Annotated in this window: 11 protein-coding genes; 6 read left to right on the plus strand and 5 right to left on the minus strand. The window is 59.4% G+C overall.

Features of this window, described 5'->3' with window-relative positions:
• The first annotated feature begins 183 nt into the window (after positions 1–183).
• Together J4G38_RS22910 and J4G38_RS22915 are read left to right on the plus strand one after the other, a co-directional pair.
• Positions 184–531, plus strand: a complete 348-nt coding sequence (locus J4G38_RS22910; protein ID WP_210521105.1) for a PadR family transcriptional regulator — start codon at positions 184–186, stop codon at positions 529–531.
• A 66-nt stretch (positions 532–597) separates the two neighbouring features.
• Entirely contained in the window at positions 598–3,294 is a 2,697-nt protein-coding gene (locus J4G38_RS22915) for a PspC domain-containing protein (protein WP_210521106.1), read from the plus strand.
• An 88-nt stretch (positions 3,295–3,382) separates the two neighbouring features.
• Here the strand turns inward: J4G38_RS22915 and J4G38_RS22920 are convergent, their stop codons facing one another.
• From J4G38_RS22920 to mce, 3 genes are all read right to left on the minus strand, one after another.
• Positions 3,383–4,822, minus strand: a complete 1,440-nt coding sequence (locus J4G38_RS22920; RefSeq protein ID WP_210521107.1) for a CCA tRNA nucleotidyltransferase — start codon at positions 4,820–4,822, stop codon at positions 3,383–3,385.
• A 105-nt stretch (positions 4,823–4,927) separates the two neighbouring features.
• Positions 4,928–5,500 carry an L-threonylcarbamoyladenylate synthase gene (locus J4G38_RS22925; RefSeq protein WP_210521108.1) on the minus strand — a complete coding sequence of 191 codons (573 nt, stop codon included), beginning with the start codon at positions 5,498–5,500 and terminating at the stop codon, positions 4,928–4,930.
• The gene (gene mce / locus J4G38_RS22930; protein WP_210521109.1) at positions 5,497–5,904 is read right to left on the minus strand and encodes a methylmalonyl-CoA epimerase; all 408 of its coding nucleotides are present in this window, start codon (positions 5,902–5,904) and stop codon (positions 5,497–5,499) included. The genes J4G38_RS22925 and mce overlap by 4 nt, the downstream gene beginning before the upstream one ends.
• Before the next feature lie 214 nt (positions 5,905–6,118).
• On the opposite strand from mce, the gene J4G38_RS22935 reads away from it, so the two are divergent.
• The 4 genes from J4G38_RS22935 (at position 6,119) to J4G38_RS22950 (ending at position 8,796) form a co-directional block, all read left to right on the plus strand.
• Positions 6,119–7,333 (plus strand): IscS subfamily cysteine desulfurase, encoded by a 1,215-nt coding sequence (locus tag J4G38_RS22935; protein ID WP_317198225.1) that lies wholly within the window; start codon positions 6,119–6,121, stop codon positions 7,331–7,333.
• A gap of 101 nt (positions 7,334–7,434) precedes the next feature.
• On the plus strand, positions 7,435–7,845 hold the full coding sequence (iscU, locus tag J4G38_RS22940; RefSeq protein ID WP_188562208.1) for a Fe-S cluster assembly scaffold IscU: 411 nt from the start codon (positions 7,435–7,437) through the stop codon (positions 7,843–7,845).
• 92 nt (positions 7,846–7,937) lie between these two features.
• Positions 7,938–8,333, plus strand: a complete 396-nt coding sequence (locus tag J4G38_RS22945; RefSeq protein ID WP_210521110.1) for a hypothetical protein — start codon at positions 7,938–7,940, stop codon at positions 8,331–8,333.
• Positions 8,334–8,469: 136 nt separating this feature from the next.
• Positions 8,470–8,796 carry a HesB/IscA family protein gene (locus J4G38_RS22950; protein WP_210521111.1) on the plus strand — a complete coding sequence of 109 codons (327 nt, stop codon included), beginning with the start codon at positions 8,470–8,472 and terminating at the stop codon, positions 8,794–8,796.
• Positions 8,797–9,035: 239 nt separating this feature from the next.
• Here J4G38_RS22950 and J4G38_RS22955 read toward each other — a convergent pair whose 3' ends face one another.
• A complete protein-coding gene (locus J4G38_RS22955; protein ID WP_210521112.1) occupies positions 9,036–12,017 on the minus strand; it encodes a T9SS type A sorting domain-containing protein in 2,982 nt (993 codons plus the stop codon).
• A gap of 725 nt (positions 12,018–12,742) precedes the next feature.
• Entirely contained in the window at positions 12,743–17,401 is a 4,659-nt protein-coding gene (locus J4G38_RS22960; RefSeq protein ID WP_210521113.1) for a choice-of-anchor D domain-containing protein, read from the minus strand.
• Positions 17,402–17,695: the final 294 nt, after the last annotated feature.

A 17,695-nucleotide genomic window follows, 5' to 3' on the forward strand; every position in this document is an offset into this window, starting at 1 on the left:
AGCCAGTAGCAACAGCCAAAACATGGGCAAATGATTTTATCGCAAAAAATTTTCTCCTTGATTATCAACGAGAATAATATTATTTTTTTCGATATGAGTGAATTATTTATCCAGTACCTTGCGTTACAAAGTACCTACCATACATTTGTACTGTTCGTCACCCACTAGTCATCCAACTCGCCCATGAAACTCGAGAACACCCAGGTTCAGATGCGCAAGGGAATCCTTGAGTTCTGCATCCTGGAAATAATCGCCCGCGGCGAAGCCTACGCCTCCGACATGCTGGAGGAGCTGACTTCGGCCCGCATGATAGTGGTGGAGGGCACGCTCTACCCGCTGCTCACCCGCCTCAAAAACGCCGCGCTGCTGGACTATGTCTGGAAGGAAAGCAGCAGCGGCCCGCCTCGCAAATACTACACCCTGACCGACGCCGGCCGCCAGTTTCTGGGCGAGCTGCGCGACACTTGGGAGGAAATGGCCACCTCAGTGGGCATCATCCGCCACAGCCGGCCGCCGGGTGACAGTCGCTAGTCGCACCGCCCTTTCTTTTCTGCTTCACTCACCAGCATTCAATCGGCCCGTTCGGCCTTCTTTCACATGAAAAAGAACATCAGTATCAATTTACAAGGCATCATCTTCCATATCGAAGAAGATGGGTTCGACGTCCTCAGTCGCTACCTGGCCGAGGTGAAAGCCCACTTTGCCAACTACCGCGGCCACGAGGACATTGTGGCCGACATTGAGGCCCGCATCGCCGAGCTATTCTCGGCCCGCCTCTCCCCCATGCAGCAAGTCATCACGCTGGAGGACGTGAACGCTATGACCGCCAAAATGGGCCGCGTGAGCGACTTCGCGGCCGATGCCGACGAGGACGACGAAGTGACGGAAGCCACGGCAGATACTAACGCTTCGGCTGGTTCCGGCAGCGCTGCAGGCAGCTTTGGTGGCCCCGCAGCCGCTGCCGCTGCCGCTGCCGCTGCCGCTGCCGCTGCCGCTGCCGCTGCTTCTACTGAGCCCAAGCGCCTGTACCGCGACATGGCCAACCGTAAGGTTGCCGGTGTGGCCGCCGGCATCGCCCAGTACTTTGCTGTGAATCCGCTTTGGATTCGCCTGGCTTTCGTGTTCGGCACTATCTTTTTGCCAGCCAGCAACATCTGGATGCGCCACAACACGCGGGTGGATTTTGGCGGCTGGGTGGTGCTGGCCTACGTCATCCTCTGGATTTTGCTGCCCAAGCGTTACGACGCCCCCGCTCACCCGGAGGCGCTGCTGAACTCGGGGCCGCTGGCCGGCCGCCGCTTGTTTCGCGACACCGGCAACGGCAAAGTAGCCGGCGTGGGCGCGGGCCTGGCCGCGTACTTCAACGTCGACGTGACGCTGGTGCGGGTGATTTTGCTGGCCGGCTTGTTTGCCGGTGGCTTCACCTTTCTGCTCTACATCATTCTCTGGATAGTCTTGCCCGAGGCCAAAACGGTCTCGGACAAGCTGCGGATGCGCGGCAACGCCGTGACCCTGGAAAGCTTTGACAGCAGCATGCGCAACAGCGCTTTTGACGAAGGCCCAACCACCACCAACCGGCCCGTGGGGGCTTTTGTGGAAGAAGCCGCCCGCAACCTGCGGCCCGCCGTGAACTTCGTGGGCTCGACCATCCGGATAATTGCCGGGGTGCTGCTCACCATGACGGGCTTCGGGCTGCTGCTGGCCCTGGCCATCACTGTAGGGGCGGGCATCGGCCTCATTCCCAACTCTGAAAACATCGTGGCCGGCGACGTGCCCGCCCACGTCCTGATGAACGGCATCCCCGCCTGGGGCTTGCTGGCTGGTTTCTTCGCCTTGGGCATTCCGGCCCTCTCGCTCCTGCTCGGCGGCCTTAACCTGCTGTTCCACCGCTCCCTGATGCCGCGCACCGTAAGCCTTTCGCTCCTGGGCCTGTGGCTGCTGAGCATCGTGGGGCTGACGGTGGCCATTGTGCGCCAAAGCCGCGAGTATCAGTACGATGCCGAGGTAGAGCAGCTGGAGCGCTACCCCAACCTGACCACGCCGGTGGTGATGCTGGACGCCCGCAACATCGACCGGCAATGGGAACAGCACGTCGACGTGCGCCTCGCCGCGACCGATAGCGGCCACGTGGTGGAAGTGCTGCGCACCCTGGGCTCGAAGGGTTCGAGCGAGGAATCGGCCCGCCACAACGCCCTGACTTCCATTGACTACACCATCCGGCCCAGCGGCGATTCTTCGCTGGTGTTCGACGACCATTTCTCCTTCCTGCCCGGTGCTTCCTTCCGCAAGCAGGAGCTGGCCCTCACCATCCGCCTGCCCCGCGACCGCACTTTCCGCTTCAGCTCGCGCTTTGCCAACAACCTGCTTCGCGACGATGACTTTGTGAACAACCACAAGCCCGACAACCCCGAGCAGCACCGCTACCGCCTGCGCGGCAACAAGCTGGAGTGCATCGGCTGCACCAACGAGGAGTTGGGCAAAGACGACAACGACGACAACGGTGCCCAGCTCAATAGCGACGAAAACCGCAACGACGACGGCAACAGCAATGATGACGGCGATGACAGCGACGATGGCGACAACAACAACGGCGTCACCCTCAACTACGGCGGGGCCCCGTCGTTCGATACCAACCTGAACAGCTACGGCAGCGACCGCCGCACGTTTGAGGAAACCGGCTTCACCCGGGTGAGCGTGGCGGGGGGCTACCATGTAGTGATGCGCCGCGGCGATGCCTTCAAAATTGAAGCCGGCGGCGACGACAAAGTGCTGAACGACCTGCGGGTGGAGCGCGACGGCGACGAGCTGCAAATTAAGTCCCGCCGCAACAACTCGTTTTTTGGCCGCGACTGGAATCGCAATGAGAACAAAGTCCTCATCGTAATCGATATGCCCGCCGTGGAAAGCGTCGAGCTGGCCGGCTCCGTGCAAGGCGACCTCGGCGGCTTCGAGCGGCAGGACCGCCTGAAAGTGGAGCAGTCCGGCGCCAGCCACCTGCGCCTCAACGGCAACTACGGCACCCTGAAGCTGGAACAGGCCGGGGCCTGCCGCACCACCGCCACCGGCCACGCCGATGCCCTGGAGCTGGAAGCAGCCGGCGCCTGCGAGCTGGCCGGGGCCAACCTGCAAACCCGCACGGCCACCGTTTCACTTGCCGGGGTGTGCAAGGCCCGCATCAACGTGACGGAGAGCATCAAGGGCGATGCCGTGGGCGCCAGCGAAATTGCCTACAGCGGCCAGCCCAAGAATGTAAAAGTGGACGCAACGGGCCCGTCGAGCATCAAACGATTGTGATGCAAAAAAAATCTTTGTTACCAATTTAATTATAGGCAACTTCCACCCCGCATTCGGCATCTATGCCACGAGAAAAAAGAAGCCAGGCTTAGTTTGGTGAGTGAACGACGCCTCCTTCTGGACGAAGTCCTTTGGCCGCCCCCTGCTGCAACAGGAACGCCAGGGCTTCGTCCATTTCGTTTTTAATGGTGCCTTCGAGGATGGCTTCCATCACGGCCTCTTTCAGCTCGCCCACTTCCCGCGAGGGTTTCAGGCCGAAGGCAGCCATAATGATTTCGCCGGTAATAACCGGACGGAAGCTGCGCAGGTGGTCCTTTTCCTCTACTTCCTTCAGCTTTTCCTCCACCTGCCCGAAGTTGCGCAGGTAACGCTCCTTACGGGTGTGGTCCTTGCTGGTAATATCGGCCCGGCACAAGAGCATCAGCCGGTCAATATCCTCACCAGCTTCGAATAGCAGGCGGCGCACGGCCGAGTCGGTCACGGTTTCCTTCACCAGCGCGATGGGGCGCAGGTGCAGCTTCACCAGCTTTTGCACCATGCGCATTTCCTCGCCCAGGGGCAATTTCAGCTCGGTGAAGATGCCGGGCACCCAGCGGGCGCCCTTATCCTCGTGGCCATGGAAGGTCCAGCCCACGCGCTGGTCGTAGCGTTTGGTGGCGGGCTTGGCAATGTCGTGCAACACGGCGGCCCAGCGCAGCCACAGGTCGCCGCCGGCGTTGGCCACGTTGTCCAGCACCTGCAGGGTGTGGTAGAAATTGTCCTTGTGGGCGTGGGTGCCCACTTTTTCCACGCCGTGCAGCAGCGCCATTTTGGGAAAGATGAGCTGCAAAAGCCCCGTCTGAAACAGCAGCTTGAACCCGTAGCTCGGCGTGGGCGACTCAATAATCTTGTTCAACTCGACCGTAATCCGCTCCTGCGACACGATTTTTATCCGGTCCTTATTCCGAATAATGGCGTCGAACGTATCCGGCTCAATGTCAAAGTTGAGCTGCGAGGCGAACCGAATGGCGCGCATCATGCGCAGCGGGTCGTCGGAGAACGTGATGTCCGGCCCCAGCGGCGTGCGAATGGTTTTGCTCGCCAGGTCCTTCATGCCGTCGTAGCGGTCCACCAGCGCCCCAAAATCTTCCGGGTTCAGGCTCAGGCCGAGAGCGTTGATGGTGAAGTCGCGGCGGGCCAGGTCCTCTTCCAGCGTCCCGGCTTCCACTTCGGGTTTGCGGCTTTCGGCGCGGTAGCTTTCCTTGCGGGCGCCCACAAATTCGATGTCGCCGGCCTCTTTGGTGGGCAGCATGGCCGTGCCAAAGTTTTTGAACACCTGCACCCGGCCCCGGCCGGCCAGCCTGGAGCCCACGGCCTGCGCCAGGGCAATGCCGTCACCCACCGTCACCACGTCAATGTCCTTGCTCTCGCGGCCCAGGGCCAAATCCCGCACGTAGCCACCAATCACGTAAGCAGGCTGTTTCAGTTCCGCCGCCGCTTCGGCGATGGTGCGAAAGATAGGCAATTCGGGCAGTTGGGGGGTCTTCATGCCCGCAAAGGTAAAACCGTAGGAGCGGGGCTTGCCCCCGCCCGCCGTTGAACGACTACACCAGCACACTTTTCTCCAACGATTCGGGCGGGGCAGCCCCCGCCCCTACTCCCGCACCACGTCCAGCTTCCCGCCCGCTCCCAGCCGCACCACCCGCGAGGGGGCTACGCGCGCAGCATCGTCCTGCCGCCAGTTCACTACGTGGTCGGCTCCGCGAATAATAGCGCTATCAACCTCCGAATACACTGCCGGAGTCGACTCCCCAGCCTTATTAGCCGAAGTCGATACCAACCCGTGCCCCAGGCGGCGCACCACTTTAAAGCAAAATTCATCTTTTACTACGCGCAGGCCCACCGTGCCATCCGGCGCCACCAGGTTGGCTGCCACGGCCCGGCTAGCCGGCAAAATATAGGTCGTGGGGCGGGTGTCGGCGGCAATCAAGGCCTCCAGCTCCGCCGGCACTTCGGCGGCGTAGCGCTTCAGCATGGCCACATCGGCAACGAGCACGATACTGGGCTGGCCTTCGGGCCGCCCCTTTAGCTTATACAGTTCCTTCACGGCGGGCGGCGCTTCGGCATCGCAACCCAGGCCCCACACGGTATCGGTGGGGTACAGAATGATTTGCTGGAGCAGCAGGGCATCCACGGCGGCATCTACTTCTTGTTGAAAACGGTTCATGCGGGAATGGATTGGCAGAGTTCAACCAATACGCCAACGGCGCTTTTGGGATGCACGAAGCAGACGAGCTTATTATCGGCCCCGCGCTTGGGCTCTTCATTTAATAATACGAAGCCCGCTTCTTTCAGCCGCGCCATCTCTGCCCAAATATCGTCGACTTCGAACGCAACGTGGTGAATGCCCTCCGGCTTCTTGGCCAGGAACTTCGTGATGGCACTGTCGGGCGAAGTACCGGCCAGCAGCTCAATTTTAGAGCCGCCAACCTGAAAGAAAACCGTGTCCACAGCCTCGCTGGCCACATGCTCTTTCTTATAGGGCTCTGCGCCAAGCAGCGTGGTGTAGAGGGCCGTGGCGTCCTCCAGGTTGTGCACGGCCAGGCCGAGGTGTTCGAGGTTGGTAATCATAAAAGGAGTGGGAAAGGTAAGGCAATGAGCCGCTGGCCGACGAAAAGCCCGGGATTTGTCGAGCATTTTACCCCGTCGCTGGAAGTCCGGGCATTTCCTTATTTAGATTGTATCTACTTTTGTAGCATCAAAGAAAACTGATTGCCCCGGAACCGTGTTCTACGCGGGTATCAGCCATTCGCTGGTTCACCACCTGTCCTTATCGCTGCGCGCAATGCTGAAGCTCCCTATTTACCTCGATAACAACGCCACTACGCCCCTCGACCCGCGGGTGTTGGAGGCCATGATGCCCTATCTGACCGAAGTATTCGGCAACGCGGCTTCGCGCAACCACCCTTTCGGCTGGGCTGCCGAGGAAGCCGTGGACTATGCCCGCGAGCAAATTGCCAAGCTCATCAACTGCGATTCCAAGGAAATTATCTTCACCTCGGGCGCTACCGAGTCGGACAACCTGGGCATCAAGGGCGTATTTGAGATGTACAGCCAGAAAGGCAATCACGTCATCACCGCCACCACCGAGCACAAAGCCGTGCTCGATACCTGCAAGCACATCGAGAAGTTGGGCGGCCGCGTCACCTACCTGCCGGTAGATGAGAAAGGCCTCGTAAGCCTCGCCGACCTCGAAGCCGCCATGACGCCGGAAACCATCCTGGTCACCATCATGTACGGCAATAACGAGACGGGCACCATCCAGCCCATCCGCGAGATTGCCAAAATTGCGCACAGCCACGGTGCGCTGTTCATGACCGACGGCACCCAGGCCGTCGGCAAAATTCCGGTTGACGTCATCGCCGATGGCATCGACATCATGGCCTTCACGGCTCACAAAATGTACGGCCCGAAAGGCGTGGGTGCGCTGTATGTGCGCCGCAAGAACCCCCGGGTGAAAGTGACCGCCCAGATGGACGGCGGCGGCCACGAGCGCGGCATGCGTTCCGGCACCCTCAACGTGCCCGGTATCGTGGGACTGGGCAAGGCCTGCGAGCTGGCCCGCCTCGAAATGGACGCCGATACCCTGCGCCTGAGCGCCCTGCGCGACCGCCTCGAAAAGGAGCTCACCACCCTGGAGGAAAGCTACATCAACGGCTCGGTGGAGCACCGCCTGCCCCACGTCACCAACATCAGCTTCAAGTACGTGGAAGGCGAAGGCCTGATGATGGGCGTGAAAGACCTGGCCGTATCATCGGGCTCGGCCTGCACCTCGGCCTCGCTGGAACCCAGCTACGTGCTCAAGGCCCTGGGCCTGAGCGACGACCTGGCCCACAGCAGCCTGCGCTTCGGCCTCAGCCGCTTTACTACCGACGAGCAAATCGATTACGCCATCGGCCACGTAAAAGAAGCCGTGACCAAGCTCCGCGAAATGTCTCCCCTGTGGGAGATGTTCAAAGAAGGCATCGATTTGAGCAAAATCGAGTGGGCTGAACATTAATTCAGTTAACAGTTATCAATGAGCCGTGAACAGTGTCGTTCTTGCAGGCTCATCCGGTAACTGCGCACTGTTCACTGATAACTACTAACTTAAACAAAGCCATGGCTTACTCCGATAAAGTAATTGACCACTACAGCAACCCCCGCAACGTGGGCACGCTGGACAAAAGCAAGAAGAACGTAGGCACCGGCCTCGTGGGCGCACCTGAGTGCGGCGACGTGATGCGCCTGCAAATCGAGGTGGACGAAGCCACGAATACCATCATCGACGCCAAGTTCAAAACCTTCGGTTGCGGCTCGGCTATTGCGTCGTCGTCGCTGGCCACGGAGTGGCTGAAAGGCAAATCCATCGACGAGGCTTTGGCCATCGACAACATGGAGATTGTGGAAGAATTGGCCCTGCCGCCGGTGAAAATCCACTGCTCGGTGCTGGCTGAGGACGCCATCAAGTCGGCCATTTCCGACTACCGCGTGAAGAACGGTTTGCCCGCTCTGGAGCTGGCTCACCACTAATATTTTAACAAAAAATAAAGAATGAGGAATGAAAAGCCGGCTTTGCAGCCGGTTTTTCATTCCTCATTCTTGTATGCTCTGCTTTTCCTTCCATGATAGACGAATTTGAAGCGGCCCGGCTGCAACGCGAGATTCAACAGTACCTGGGTTTGGAGCCCGCTCAGCTGAAATTTGAGTTTCGGGAGTTGGAAGGGCAAACCCGACTGGACCTGGTCACGGTGAACCCGCGGCACCAGCAGTGCTTTCTGTTCCGCTTCGAAACCGGCCGCGATGAAGTAGCATGCCTGCAAAAGATGCTGGACTATGTGAAGCGTTTGCGCGACACCGAAAGTTCTTACACCTTGCAGTGGCGCGCCCACGGCGATAAGGAATTGCAGACCTCTTATTTCCGGGCTCACAACGTATATGAAGCGTTGGATAAGCTCTACTTCGGGCGCGATTTGAATACGATTACCGTTTTCAGCGTAGTGCTGAATCCAAGCTCGTAGTGGGTGTGGTTGAATTTTTGGAGGTTGGGTGAACAAAGAATTTCACCCCCCTGTTTATAATTTGTCTAAATTGCACCCGCATTCCATTATTAGCTGAGCGGGCCAGCCTCCGGGTACAAGCCCCACTCCTATTGCCATGATTACTGTATCTGACAAAGCCAAAGAAAAAGTATCGCGCCTGATTCAGGATGCGCATCTTGATGATACCTACCGTTTGCGGGCCTCGGTGGCCGGTGGCGGTTGCTCGGGCCTGAGCTACAAGCTGGACTTCGACAACGAGGTGCGGCCCATGGACCAGGAATTTGAAGACAAAGGCGTGCGGGTCGTGGTCGACATGAAAAGCTTCCTCTACCTGGCCGGCACCGAACTGGACTTCTCCGACGGCCTCAACGGGAAGGGCTTTCAGTTCAACAACCCCAATGCCTCGCGCGAGTGCGGCTGCGGCGAAAGTTTCTCGGTTTAATCACGGATTTAGTCGGATTCGCCGAATTCCGCGGATTAGCGGTTGAGCTGCTTACTGGCTAATGAGCGGAGCGTTTCGGCTTCGTTTGAGTATTTTTTTTGATGTGGGTTTAATAAGAAAGGCCACCCAAATGGGTGGCCTTTCTTATTTTGATTCACCGTGGCGGGAAGTTAGCGGAAGTGGGTGTTGTATTTCAACCACTAAGCCGCGAAATCCAACGAATCTGGCTAAATCCGCGCTTATTCCTTCTCAAATTTCTGCACCATGCGGCCGGTGGCCGTTTGCAGTTCGAGGAGGTAGAGGCCAGTGGGTAGTTGATCGAGCGCGACGGTGGTGGTGCCGGCTTCGGTGGTGCCGCGCAGCAGGGACTGGCCCAACTGATTGAGCACGCGGTAGGGCGTAGCGGCTTCAGCGGCGAAGCTGACGCTGCCGTGGGCCGGATTGGGGTAGAGCAGCACTTTGGCGGAAAGGCCGGTGCCAGCTACCGTGACCACGGGCGAATAAACGGACGTGCCATCCAAGTCGACCTGGCGCAGGCGATAGTAGAGCATGCCGGCCGGAGCAGCGGAGTCGAGCGCCGAATAGGCCGTGGGCTGGGTGCTGGTGCCACGCGCCGGGGTGTGCGCCACCGTAGCGAAAGTTTCGCCGTTGAGGCTGCGCTGTACTTCGAAGTAGGCGCTGTTTTTCTCAGTGGCCGTGGCCCAGTTTACGGCCACCGCGTTGTCGCGGCGCTTGGCGGTGAACGAAGTCAGCTCGACGGGCAGCGGGTTCAATGGCTGATTGTTCGGCACGAGGTAGTTTTCAGCGTTCAGCACGCCGTCGTTATTGAACTCAAATCCGAAGAAGTTATAGTACAGGGTCGGGTTCAGGTTCGTAACGGTAAAGGAATTGTTCGCCCCGCTGAACACTACGTAGGTATTCGACGAAGCTTCGATGGCCGTGCCGGTACCGAAGTTATAAGCCCCGCCGGAACTGGTAGTTCCTGGATTGAAATTTTGCTTATCAACAGGAAACAGGCTAACCGGCAATGTAGTGTTGTAGGTGCTGCTGGCAATTACCAGCCGGTTATCTCCATACTGCTTGTTGGCCGGTGGGTTTTGCAGGTTGAAGGTGATGGTTGCGGAGGTACGGTCGGCGGACCGAATTATCGAGGCCGTGGACTGGGCGGTGGGCTCAATCGCAATGGAGAAGCCCGTGGTGCGACCGAAGCCGCTGGTGAGGGCAAAGAAGGTGTTGCTGAAGAAGCTGGCATTGCGGAACTGCAATTCCTGCGCGGCATTGCCCACGCGCACCGGAGCGTAGCGCACGAGCAGCTTGGTGGAGAAGTTGCCATTGGCATCCGGCGTGATGAGCGTCTGCGCCGACGTCTGGGCCATGTACGTGACCCCATTGTCCAGTGAGAACTCAAACAGCGGAGTGTGCAGCGGATTACGGGTAGGGTCCGTCGTATCATCGGGGAAGCGCAGTTCCACGCTGCCATTCAGCAGAAAGCCTTCCAGCTGAACCGCAACCGGTGCGGTAACCGTGTTTTTCACTACGTTTTCGGCAAACGAGCCAATGGCACGGTCCAAGCGAATGGTAGGTTCGCTGATGCCCGTCACCGATACGTCGAAATCGGGGGCCGGAGTGCTGGAATTGCGGATGGTGCTGGTGACCGTGATGGCGTTGGTGCTAGGCATAAAGCGCACGAAGACCGCCCGTTGCGTTACGTTACCTTGCGCATTGGGGGTGAAGGAGACGCTGTTAAAGAAGTTGACGTTATCGGTTGAAATCTGAAAGTAGCTGGCGTTCGGGCCCACTGCTTGCACTACTAATGGCTGAACCAGGTTGGTGCCAGCCACCAAGAAGCGCTGCGACGCCGATACCGTGTTGGGGCGGGTTACGAACGTGAAGTTGTTGGCGTCGGGGTTCGATACCGAGATATCGGAAGTGGCACCGCTGGGGTTGTTGGCGGTTACCGCGACATCCGCCGGGGTCGCGCCATTGCTAGTTACGCTAATTTGCTGGCTGAAAGCCCCCTGAGCCACCAGTGACACCAGCCGTACTTCTATCACCTGCGCCGCAACGGCCCCATTGGCTTGCGTGATGGTGAGCGGGCTCGAAGAGAAGCTGCCGCCGGCCGAGGCGTTGCGAATCTGCACGTTGGAGTTGCTCGGCGTCAGTACAATATCGGCGGTCAAGTCAGAGCCGCTCACCTCGAAGTTGCGCGTGGTAGAACTGCCGCTGCTCGTGATGCTACCGAAATCTACCGCAGTTGGCGTTGCCGTGAGCGAAGGAGTGCCCGAGCTTGGATTGGCGGTGCCCGTAACGGTAACGGTGCGGGTGAGGGTGGCGCTGCTGTTGGGAGTCGAAACCGTGACGGCCACGGTATACGACCCGGCCTGCGTAGGCGCAAACCGCACGTCGATATTGGTGTTGGCCAAAGCACCGTTGTTGGGAGCCAGGGTAATAGGGTTGCTCGAAAAGAAGCTCGACCCGGTGCGAATCTGGAAGCCCGCAGGAGCCGCGATGGTGACGTTGCCCTGCAAATTGGAGCCGCTCACCGTAAAGACCTGGCTGGCGGTGGCCGCCCCTACCGTGGTGGCACCAAATGCCAGCGACGTGGGCGAAGCAATTAGTGTGGGCGTTACGGGCACGCCGGTGCCACTCACCGACTCACTGGCCGATGCGGTGGAGCTAACCAAGGCAATGGTGCTGACGTAGTTCTGGGTGGCCGTTGGCGTGAAGACCACGCTCACCGAGGCGTTGGAAACAGCGCCTCCCGCGGGAGTAATACTGGCCGTGGCAGCATACGTGCTGCCGCTGTAGCTCACCAGAAACCCGCTCGGGGCCGTCACGGTGATGGGCGTGGTACCCAAAGACGTGGCGTTCACCACAAAGCTCATGGCGCTGGAACTCGTGCCAACCAGCTGGCTGCCGAACGAAAGCGACGACGGGCTAACTGTGATGATGGGCGAGCCAGCCAGGGCATCGCCGCGCAGCTTAACGCTAGGCGTTGACAATGATGGGTCGCCGCCGGCCGTGCCTTGGGCAAATACCGATTTGTTGATGGTTGTGCCGGCACCACCGGTCGGCGCAAAACGCAGGTAGACGGTGGTAGCGGGCACGTTTCCGGCGGCGTCGGTCGTAAACACAAGGGTAGCCGTGCTGAAAGTCGTGTTATCCGTGCTGCCCTGGAAATACGCGGGAATGACGATGCTTACGTCCGTAAAGGGGTCCAAATCGGCAGCACTCAGGCTGTATGACTTGGAGGGTGAGATGCTCCCCACTTGGGTTTGGCCAAAGTACTGAGGATTGCTAGTGGTGTTGGTGCCCGGGTTTAGGTTGGGCCCAAGGGCAGTGAAAGTGAGGCTTTGTGCGTGCCCGGCAAAAGGAAGAGCAAACAGCAACATCGCCCACAGCATTGGCTTTATTAATGCCTGTACGGCATTGATGTAAAGATTTTTCATGGTAGAGAAACTACGAATGTAAAAAATGACTGGACTACTAAAAAGCGAAATGGGAATGGCAAAAAGCCAGACAACTGAAATTATATTAAACCTTAACCAGAGCCTAAGGATATCTACTAACGGCAACGCAACATTATTGACATCATACTAACTACTAAAGAACTAACATCAATGCAGCCCCCTTGGTACAAAGGTAGTATATGGAAGATTTAAGCTCCTAAAAATAGTGCCAAAAACCAGATACTGAACAAGCGATTTATAAAAAAATATCAACCAATCTCCAGTAATACAAATGTTTATCTTTAAAAAACTACCTGTCAGGTATATTTTTAGCTGCTTACCTCGATTCTACTTTGCGATGGTTTACCGATGCACAACGGCCAACATAGGATTATATTACGGTAACATTTTTAATAATTACGACACCGGATAATGCAAGAAGACCTCCGCAAACACTTGCGGAGGTCTTCTTGCATTATCCGGTGTTTTTTAATAAACTATTCTTTCTCAAACTTCTGTACGACTCGGCCTGCAGCCGTTTGAAGTTCGAGGAAATACAAGCCCGAGACAAGCTTATCGAGCGCAATGGTGGTGGTGCCGGTTTCGGTGGTACCGTGCAGGAGCGGCTGGCCCAGCTGATTGAGCACACGGTAAGGCATGGCTGCCGCAACCAGGAAGCTGATGCTGCCCTGGGCCGGGTTGGGGTAGAGCAGCACTTTGGCCACGCTACCGGAGCCGGCCACGGTGACTACCGGCGAGAATGCCGCCGTACCGTTGCGGTCAACCTGCCGCAGGCGGTAGTAGAGCTGAGCGGCCGGGGCGGTCTTGTCGAGCGCAGTATAGGCATTTATTTGGCTGCTGGTGCCTTGGCCGGCAGCGGTGGCTACGGTAGCAAACTCACGGCCGTCGAGGCTGCGCTGTACTTCAAAGTAGGCGCTGTTTTTCTCGCTGGCGGTGGTCCAGGCCACACTCACGGCGTTGCCGGACTGGCGTTGGGCACTGAAAACGGTCAACTCTACGGGCAGTGGGTTGATGGCCTGGCCGAAGGTGACGTTGTCGTTGGTGGCACCGGGGACGAAAGTAGCAGAGGCCGCTCCGGTGCTTATGAGCGCCGAGGTGAGGGTACCGATAACCTCAGCACCGCCGGCGCCGGTGCCGGTGCCCGTATAGGCCGAGCGGTCGAGGTTGCCAAAGGGCGAGCCGCCGGTACTGGCGGCTACTACCAAGCCGGTATTGGCGGGGTCATTAACGCCATCGCCGGTGCCGAAGCTCAGCGTCACGGTACCTAAAGCGTTGTTTGCAGTGGTGGTTGAAGAGGCAAGCGTGAACGCCCGGAATTTAGAAACCCGCTTGAGTGAGGCACTGCCCAAGCCATTGCCGGGCAGGATATTCGCCGCACCAGTGGGGTTGGGGTCGCCTTCGATTTGCTCGGCGGTGTAGGTGCTGGCGGCCGCTTGGGCCGTCAGGGTGAGGATGAATGGGCGATAGAAATTGACTTTGCCAACTGGAAACAGGTAAGCGGTGGCCGTGGACAGGCCAGCCGGCGTATTGCGGGCCAACGGGCCATTCACGAAGCTGGTGCCTGAGCCACCGGAGGCCACCGCGGTGGCTTCCAAAGCGAGCAGATTGGTGGCGGTGGTGGTGAGCAGGCCACTGGTCAGGCGCAGTTCTTTGCTCAGGCCGATGGGGCGCAGCAGGCTGACGCCGGCAGCGTTGTTGATTTGCAGAATGGCATTGGGGCCGAAGGTGAGGGTGCCTGCCGGCGAGGTACCCTCGATGGTCTGGGCAGTGGTGCCATTGAGTTGGATGGGTAGGGCGGTGGTGCTGGCAGGCGCAAAACTCAGCGCTCCAGCAGAAGTATTAACCGAGATATTACCGCCGATGTTGATGCCGCCATTCAACAGGAAGATGACGTTGCCTTGGGTAACGGTCAGGTCGCTCAGCACGGTGAGCAGGCCGCTACCGCTGCTGCTGCCAACCCCCGAACTAGGTGTATTATACTCCAGGCTGCCATACGTACGGCCGCTAACAGAAGGCTGCCCCGAGGCGGCGTCGAAGATGTAGTGGCTCGTGGGCTCAAAAGTCACGAACGAGTTGGGGGCGGTCAGGCCGAAGGGGTTGCTGCCACCGGTTTGTTCGTAGGTAGCCCCTTTGCGGAAAACTACCGAGAAGACTGAACCGGAAGTGCCGGTGGTGGTACCGAAAGCCGAGTTATTGTTCGACCCATCGAACTGCGCCGTGGCCTGCAGGCGCGAGCCCGATAGAAACTCGATGGCGTTGCTGTTGGCGGCGGCGCTCAAGAGGCTGTGCCGGCCGCTGAAGCTGGCGTTGCCATCGTAGACGAGGGTGCCGCTGACGGCCGCCGTTTCGGTGGCCGTCAGGCTGATGGCAATGCCACGGGCGGCTGTGGTATTGGTATTCGTGAGGGTGAGCGCGGAAGTGGCGTCCACCACGAAGTCCGTGCCGGTGGCGTTGCCGTCCAGCAGCAGGGTCCGGTTGGCATCGGTACCGAAGGTGGCCGTAACGCCGTTGCGGATGAGCAACTGGCCGATGGTTTCCGAAGCGCCAGGGAAGTCAAGGGCAACAGTTGTAGTGGCAGGCGTGCCGAACGTTGCGTCAAACACTAACACATCACTAGGGGCGGTAACGAGGCGGTCCGGCGTCCAGCTGGTGGCCGCGCTATAGCTGGTGCCGGTCCCGTTCCAGATGTAAGTGACGGACGCGGGGGCCAGCGTGGTGAAGCTGGTGGTGCCAGGAGTTGCGGTGAGGTAATTTTCGAGACCAGCCGTGCCGTTGTCGTTGTAGGTGTAGGCTTCTACGGTGTAGGCGGTGTTCACGGCAAGGCCGGTGATGGTCACGCTGGTCGTGCTGCCGTCGGCCACTACCACGAAGTTATTGGTACCGGTGGTGGGGTTGCTGCCGGTGGTGGTGCCGTAGGCCGGGTTGGCGGTGTAGGTGGTGCCATCGGTGGGGGCTACGGCGGTGGCGGCGGGCCGCACTACTACGAGGCGCTTGCTGCCGTCGCCGCCGCTCAGGGTGAGCAGGGCGGTGGTGATGGTCACGGCCGAGGCGGCCACGGTGGGCTGCACAGTGGGCTCGGCCGGGAGGGCATCGCCGGTGAGGGTGATGACGTAGCTGCCCTCGTTGGTGTCGTCGTTGGTGATGGTGAGGGTAGCGGTTTTGGCACCGGCTGAAGTCGGGGCAAACTGCACCTGCAAAGGCGTGTTGGCACCGGCTGTCACGGTGGTGGGCAGCGGCGAGGTCACGATGCTGAATTCGCCGCTGGCATTGTTGCTGAGTGCGATGCCGGAAATGTTCAGGTCGGTGTTGCCGGTGTTGGCAATGGTGAACGTGGCTGTGGTGGTAGCGCCAGTGGTGGTGGCAGCATAGGCATAGCTCCCGCCCGAGGCAATGGGCGTAGCGCCCTGGGTCACGTCGATTTCGGGGCCAGGAGCCACGTAGTTGGGAATGGCCACATCGTCGATATCAACGCGGGCACCGGCCGTAGTGCCCCGGAAGCGCAGCCGCACCGGGCCGCCCACGTTCACAGTAAAGGCATATTGCACCAGCGAGTTGGTCAGGCCCGAGCGCGATGCCGTGTAAGCCGTCCAGGTAGCGCCACCGTCACTGGACACATCGAGGGCAAAGCCACCGTTGCTGTCGGGGCCAAAGTTACCCGCGTACACCGTGACGATACCCGCGCCGTTGGGCTTGTCAAAATTCATGTAGATGGACGTGGCCGCCGCGTTGCGCAGACGCCCCGACTGCGTGCCACGCACCAGGTCACTGGCGGCAGCAGTACCAATCAGGGAATTATCGAAAACCCAGGGCCCGGTGGTAACCGTGGCAGTAGCCACAGCATATGCTACCTTCGAACCCGTTTCGAAATCCTCGATAATGCCCGCAAATGGTGCCGTGACATAGAACGTTGAAGCAGCGGTGGCCGCCGTGGTGCCGCCGCCGGGGGCCGCGGTGGTTACGGCCACGTTGTAGCTGCCGATGGTGGCGATGTCGGCGGCCAGCACGGCCACCGTCAGCCGCGTGACCGAGACGAAGGTGGTAACCCGGCTCACGCCGTTGAAGGTGACCGTGGAGCCGGTCACGAAGTTGGTGCCGTTCACGGTCAGCGTGATATCAGCACCACCCACCACCGCTGTGGGAGGCGCGAGGCTGGTGATGGTGGGCACGGGGTTGTTCACATTCACCTGCACTTCGTTGCTGGTTACGGCGGCGCAGGCGGCGAAGGTGGCCGTGGCTACGACATAGTAGGTACCCGCCGTGGCAAAAGTGGGCGTGTAGCTGGTGCCGCTTTGGCCCACGACGGTGGTGTAGGGGCCGCCGGTGGTGATGGCGTACTGCCATACCCGCGTGGTGCCGCTGGCGGGGGTTTCGGTCACGGTGAGGGCGGTGCCGTTGGCGCCGGCCAGGATGTTTTGGGTAGCGGTGGGTGCGATGCTCACCGTGGGGTTGCTCACGATGGTGAAAGCCGCTGAATTGCTGCCGGTAGTAGCGGGGGCACTGTTGACCACTCGCACGAGGTAGCCCGTTCCGCTGGCCGTGCCGGCCGGAATAGTAGCCGTAAGCGGGCTGGCGGTGCCAGTCGTTACCAACGTGGTGGGGGTAGTGAAGCTACCCGCAGCATCCGACAACTGGACGGTGTAAGTACCCGTGATAGTGCCCGTGGTGGTGAAAGCCACCTGGATGTTGGCGGCAGCAGTGGCGCATATCGGGGCACCGGTTACAGCCCCCGTGGTAATGGTGGTGGCCGCCGCCGGAGCATCGGTGGTAAATGACTGCACGACACCATAGCCCGTGCCTGTGGCATTAGTAACGTAAGCCCGATAATAATAAGTGGTGCTGGGCGTCAGGCCGGTCAATGCCGTGCTGAAATTACCAACGGCCGCGCCGGTTGTGCCTGCTTGCGCAGCCGTAACACCTGGCTGAGTCAGTTGCAGTGTGGTGGTGGTGCTGGCAGTGCTGCTGTACACAAAGCCATACGACGTGCTAGCCGTGGGCGAACCCAAATCGGAAATATTACCGGCAATGGTAGCATCGGTAGAGGTGAGGCCCGTGGCTGGCGTAGCAGTCGTTACCGTGGGCGAAGCGGGGGGAACAGTAGCCGTTACGTAGGAAACAGTTACATCGTCAATGGCCATTAAATGGTCATTGCCTGTATCATTTAAGTCATTCCAACGCAACATGATTTCACTGCCATTTGGCAGTGGGGTCGCCAGGGTGATAGTAGCGGTAATGCCAACTGTGCGATTAGCCGCAAGGTTACCATCAAGAGCTGCCCCCGTAGTAGCCCCTGTTATAGGGCTAGTAAAGGTCAAAGCCGGAACAGCGGTGTAAGTGCCAGTTGCCAGGGCGGTAACGGTAGCTCCGGTTTGGTAGTCGAACGTAAGTGTATGGGCAGCGGCGTTATTTTCACGACGCCATTGCTCGCCTGT

The organism is Hymenobacter terricola, from assembly GCF_017921975.2.
Lineage (GTDB): Bacteria > Bacteroidota > Bacteroidia > Cytophagales > Hymenobacteraceae > Hymenobacter > Hymenobacter terricola.

Coding starts and splice junctions, on each gene's coding strand:
- J4G38_RS22910 (WP_210521105.1), top strand. CDS start 184: ATGAAACTCGAGAACACCCAGGTTCAGATGCGCAAGGGAATCCTTGAG.
- J4G38_RS22915 (WP_210521106.1), top strand. CDS start 598: ATGAAAAAGAACATCAGTATCAATTTACAAGGCATCATCTTCCATATC.
- J4G38_RS22920 (WP_210521107.1), bottom strand. CDS start 4,822: ATGAAGACCCCCCAACTGCCCGAATTGCCTATCTTTCGCACCATCGCC.
- J4G38_RS22925 (WP_210521108.1), bottom strand. CDS start 5,500: ATGAACCGTTTTCAACAAGAAGTAGATGCCGCCGTGGATGCCCTGCTG.
- mce (WP_210521109.1), bottom strand. CDS start 5,904: ATGATTACCAACCTCGAACACCTCGGCCTGGCCGTGCACAACCTGGAG.
- J4G38_RS22935 (WP_317198225.1), top strand. CDS start 6,119: ATGCTGAAGCTCCCTATTTACCTCGATAACAACGCCACTACGCCCCTC.
- iscU (WP_188562208.1), top strand. CDS start 7,435: ATGGCTTACTCCGATAAAGTAATTGACCACTACAGCAACCCCCGCAAC.
- J4G38_RS22945 (WP_210521110.1), top strand. CDS start 7,938: ATGATAGACGAATTTGAAGCGGCCCGGCTGCAACGCGAGATTCAACAG.
- J4G38_RS22950 (WP_210521111.1), top strand. CDS start 8,470: ATGATTACTGTATCTGACAAAGCCAAAGAAAAAGTATCGCGCCTGATT.
- J4G38_RS22960 (WP_210521113.1), bottom strand. CDS start 17,401: ATGGCCATTGACGATGTAACTGTTTCCTACGTAACGGCTACTGTTCCC.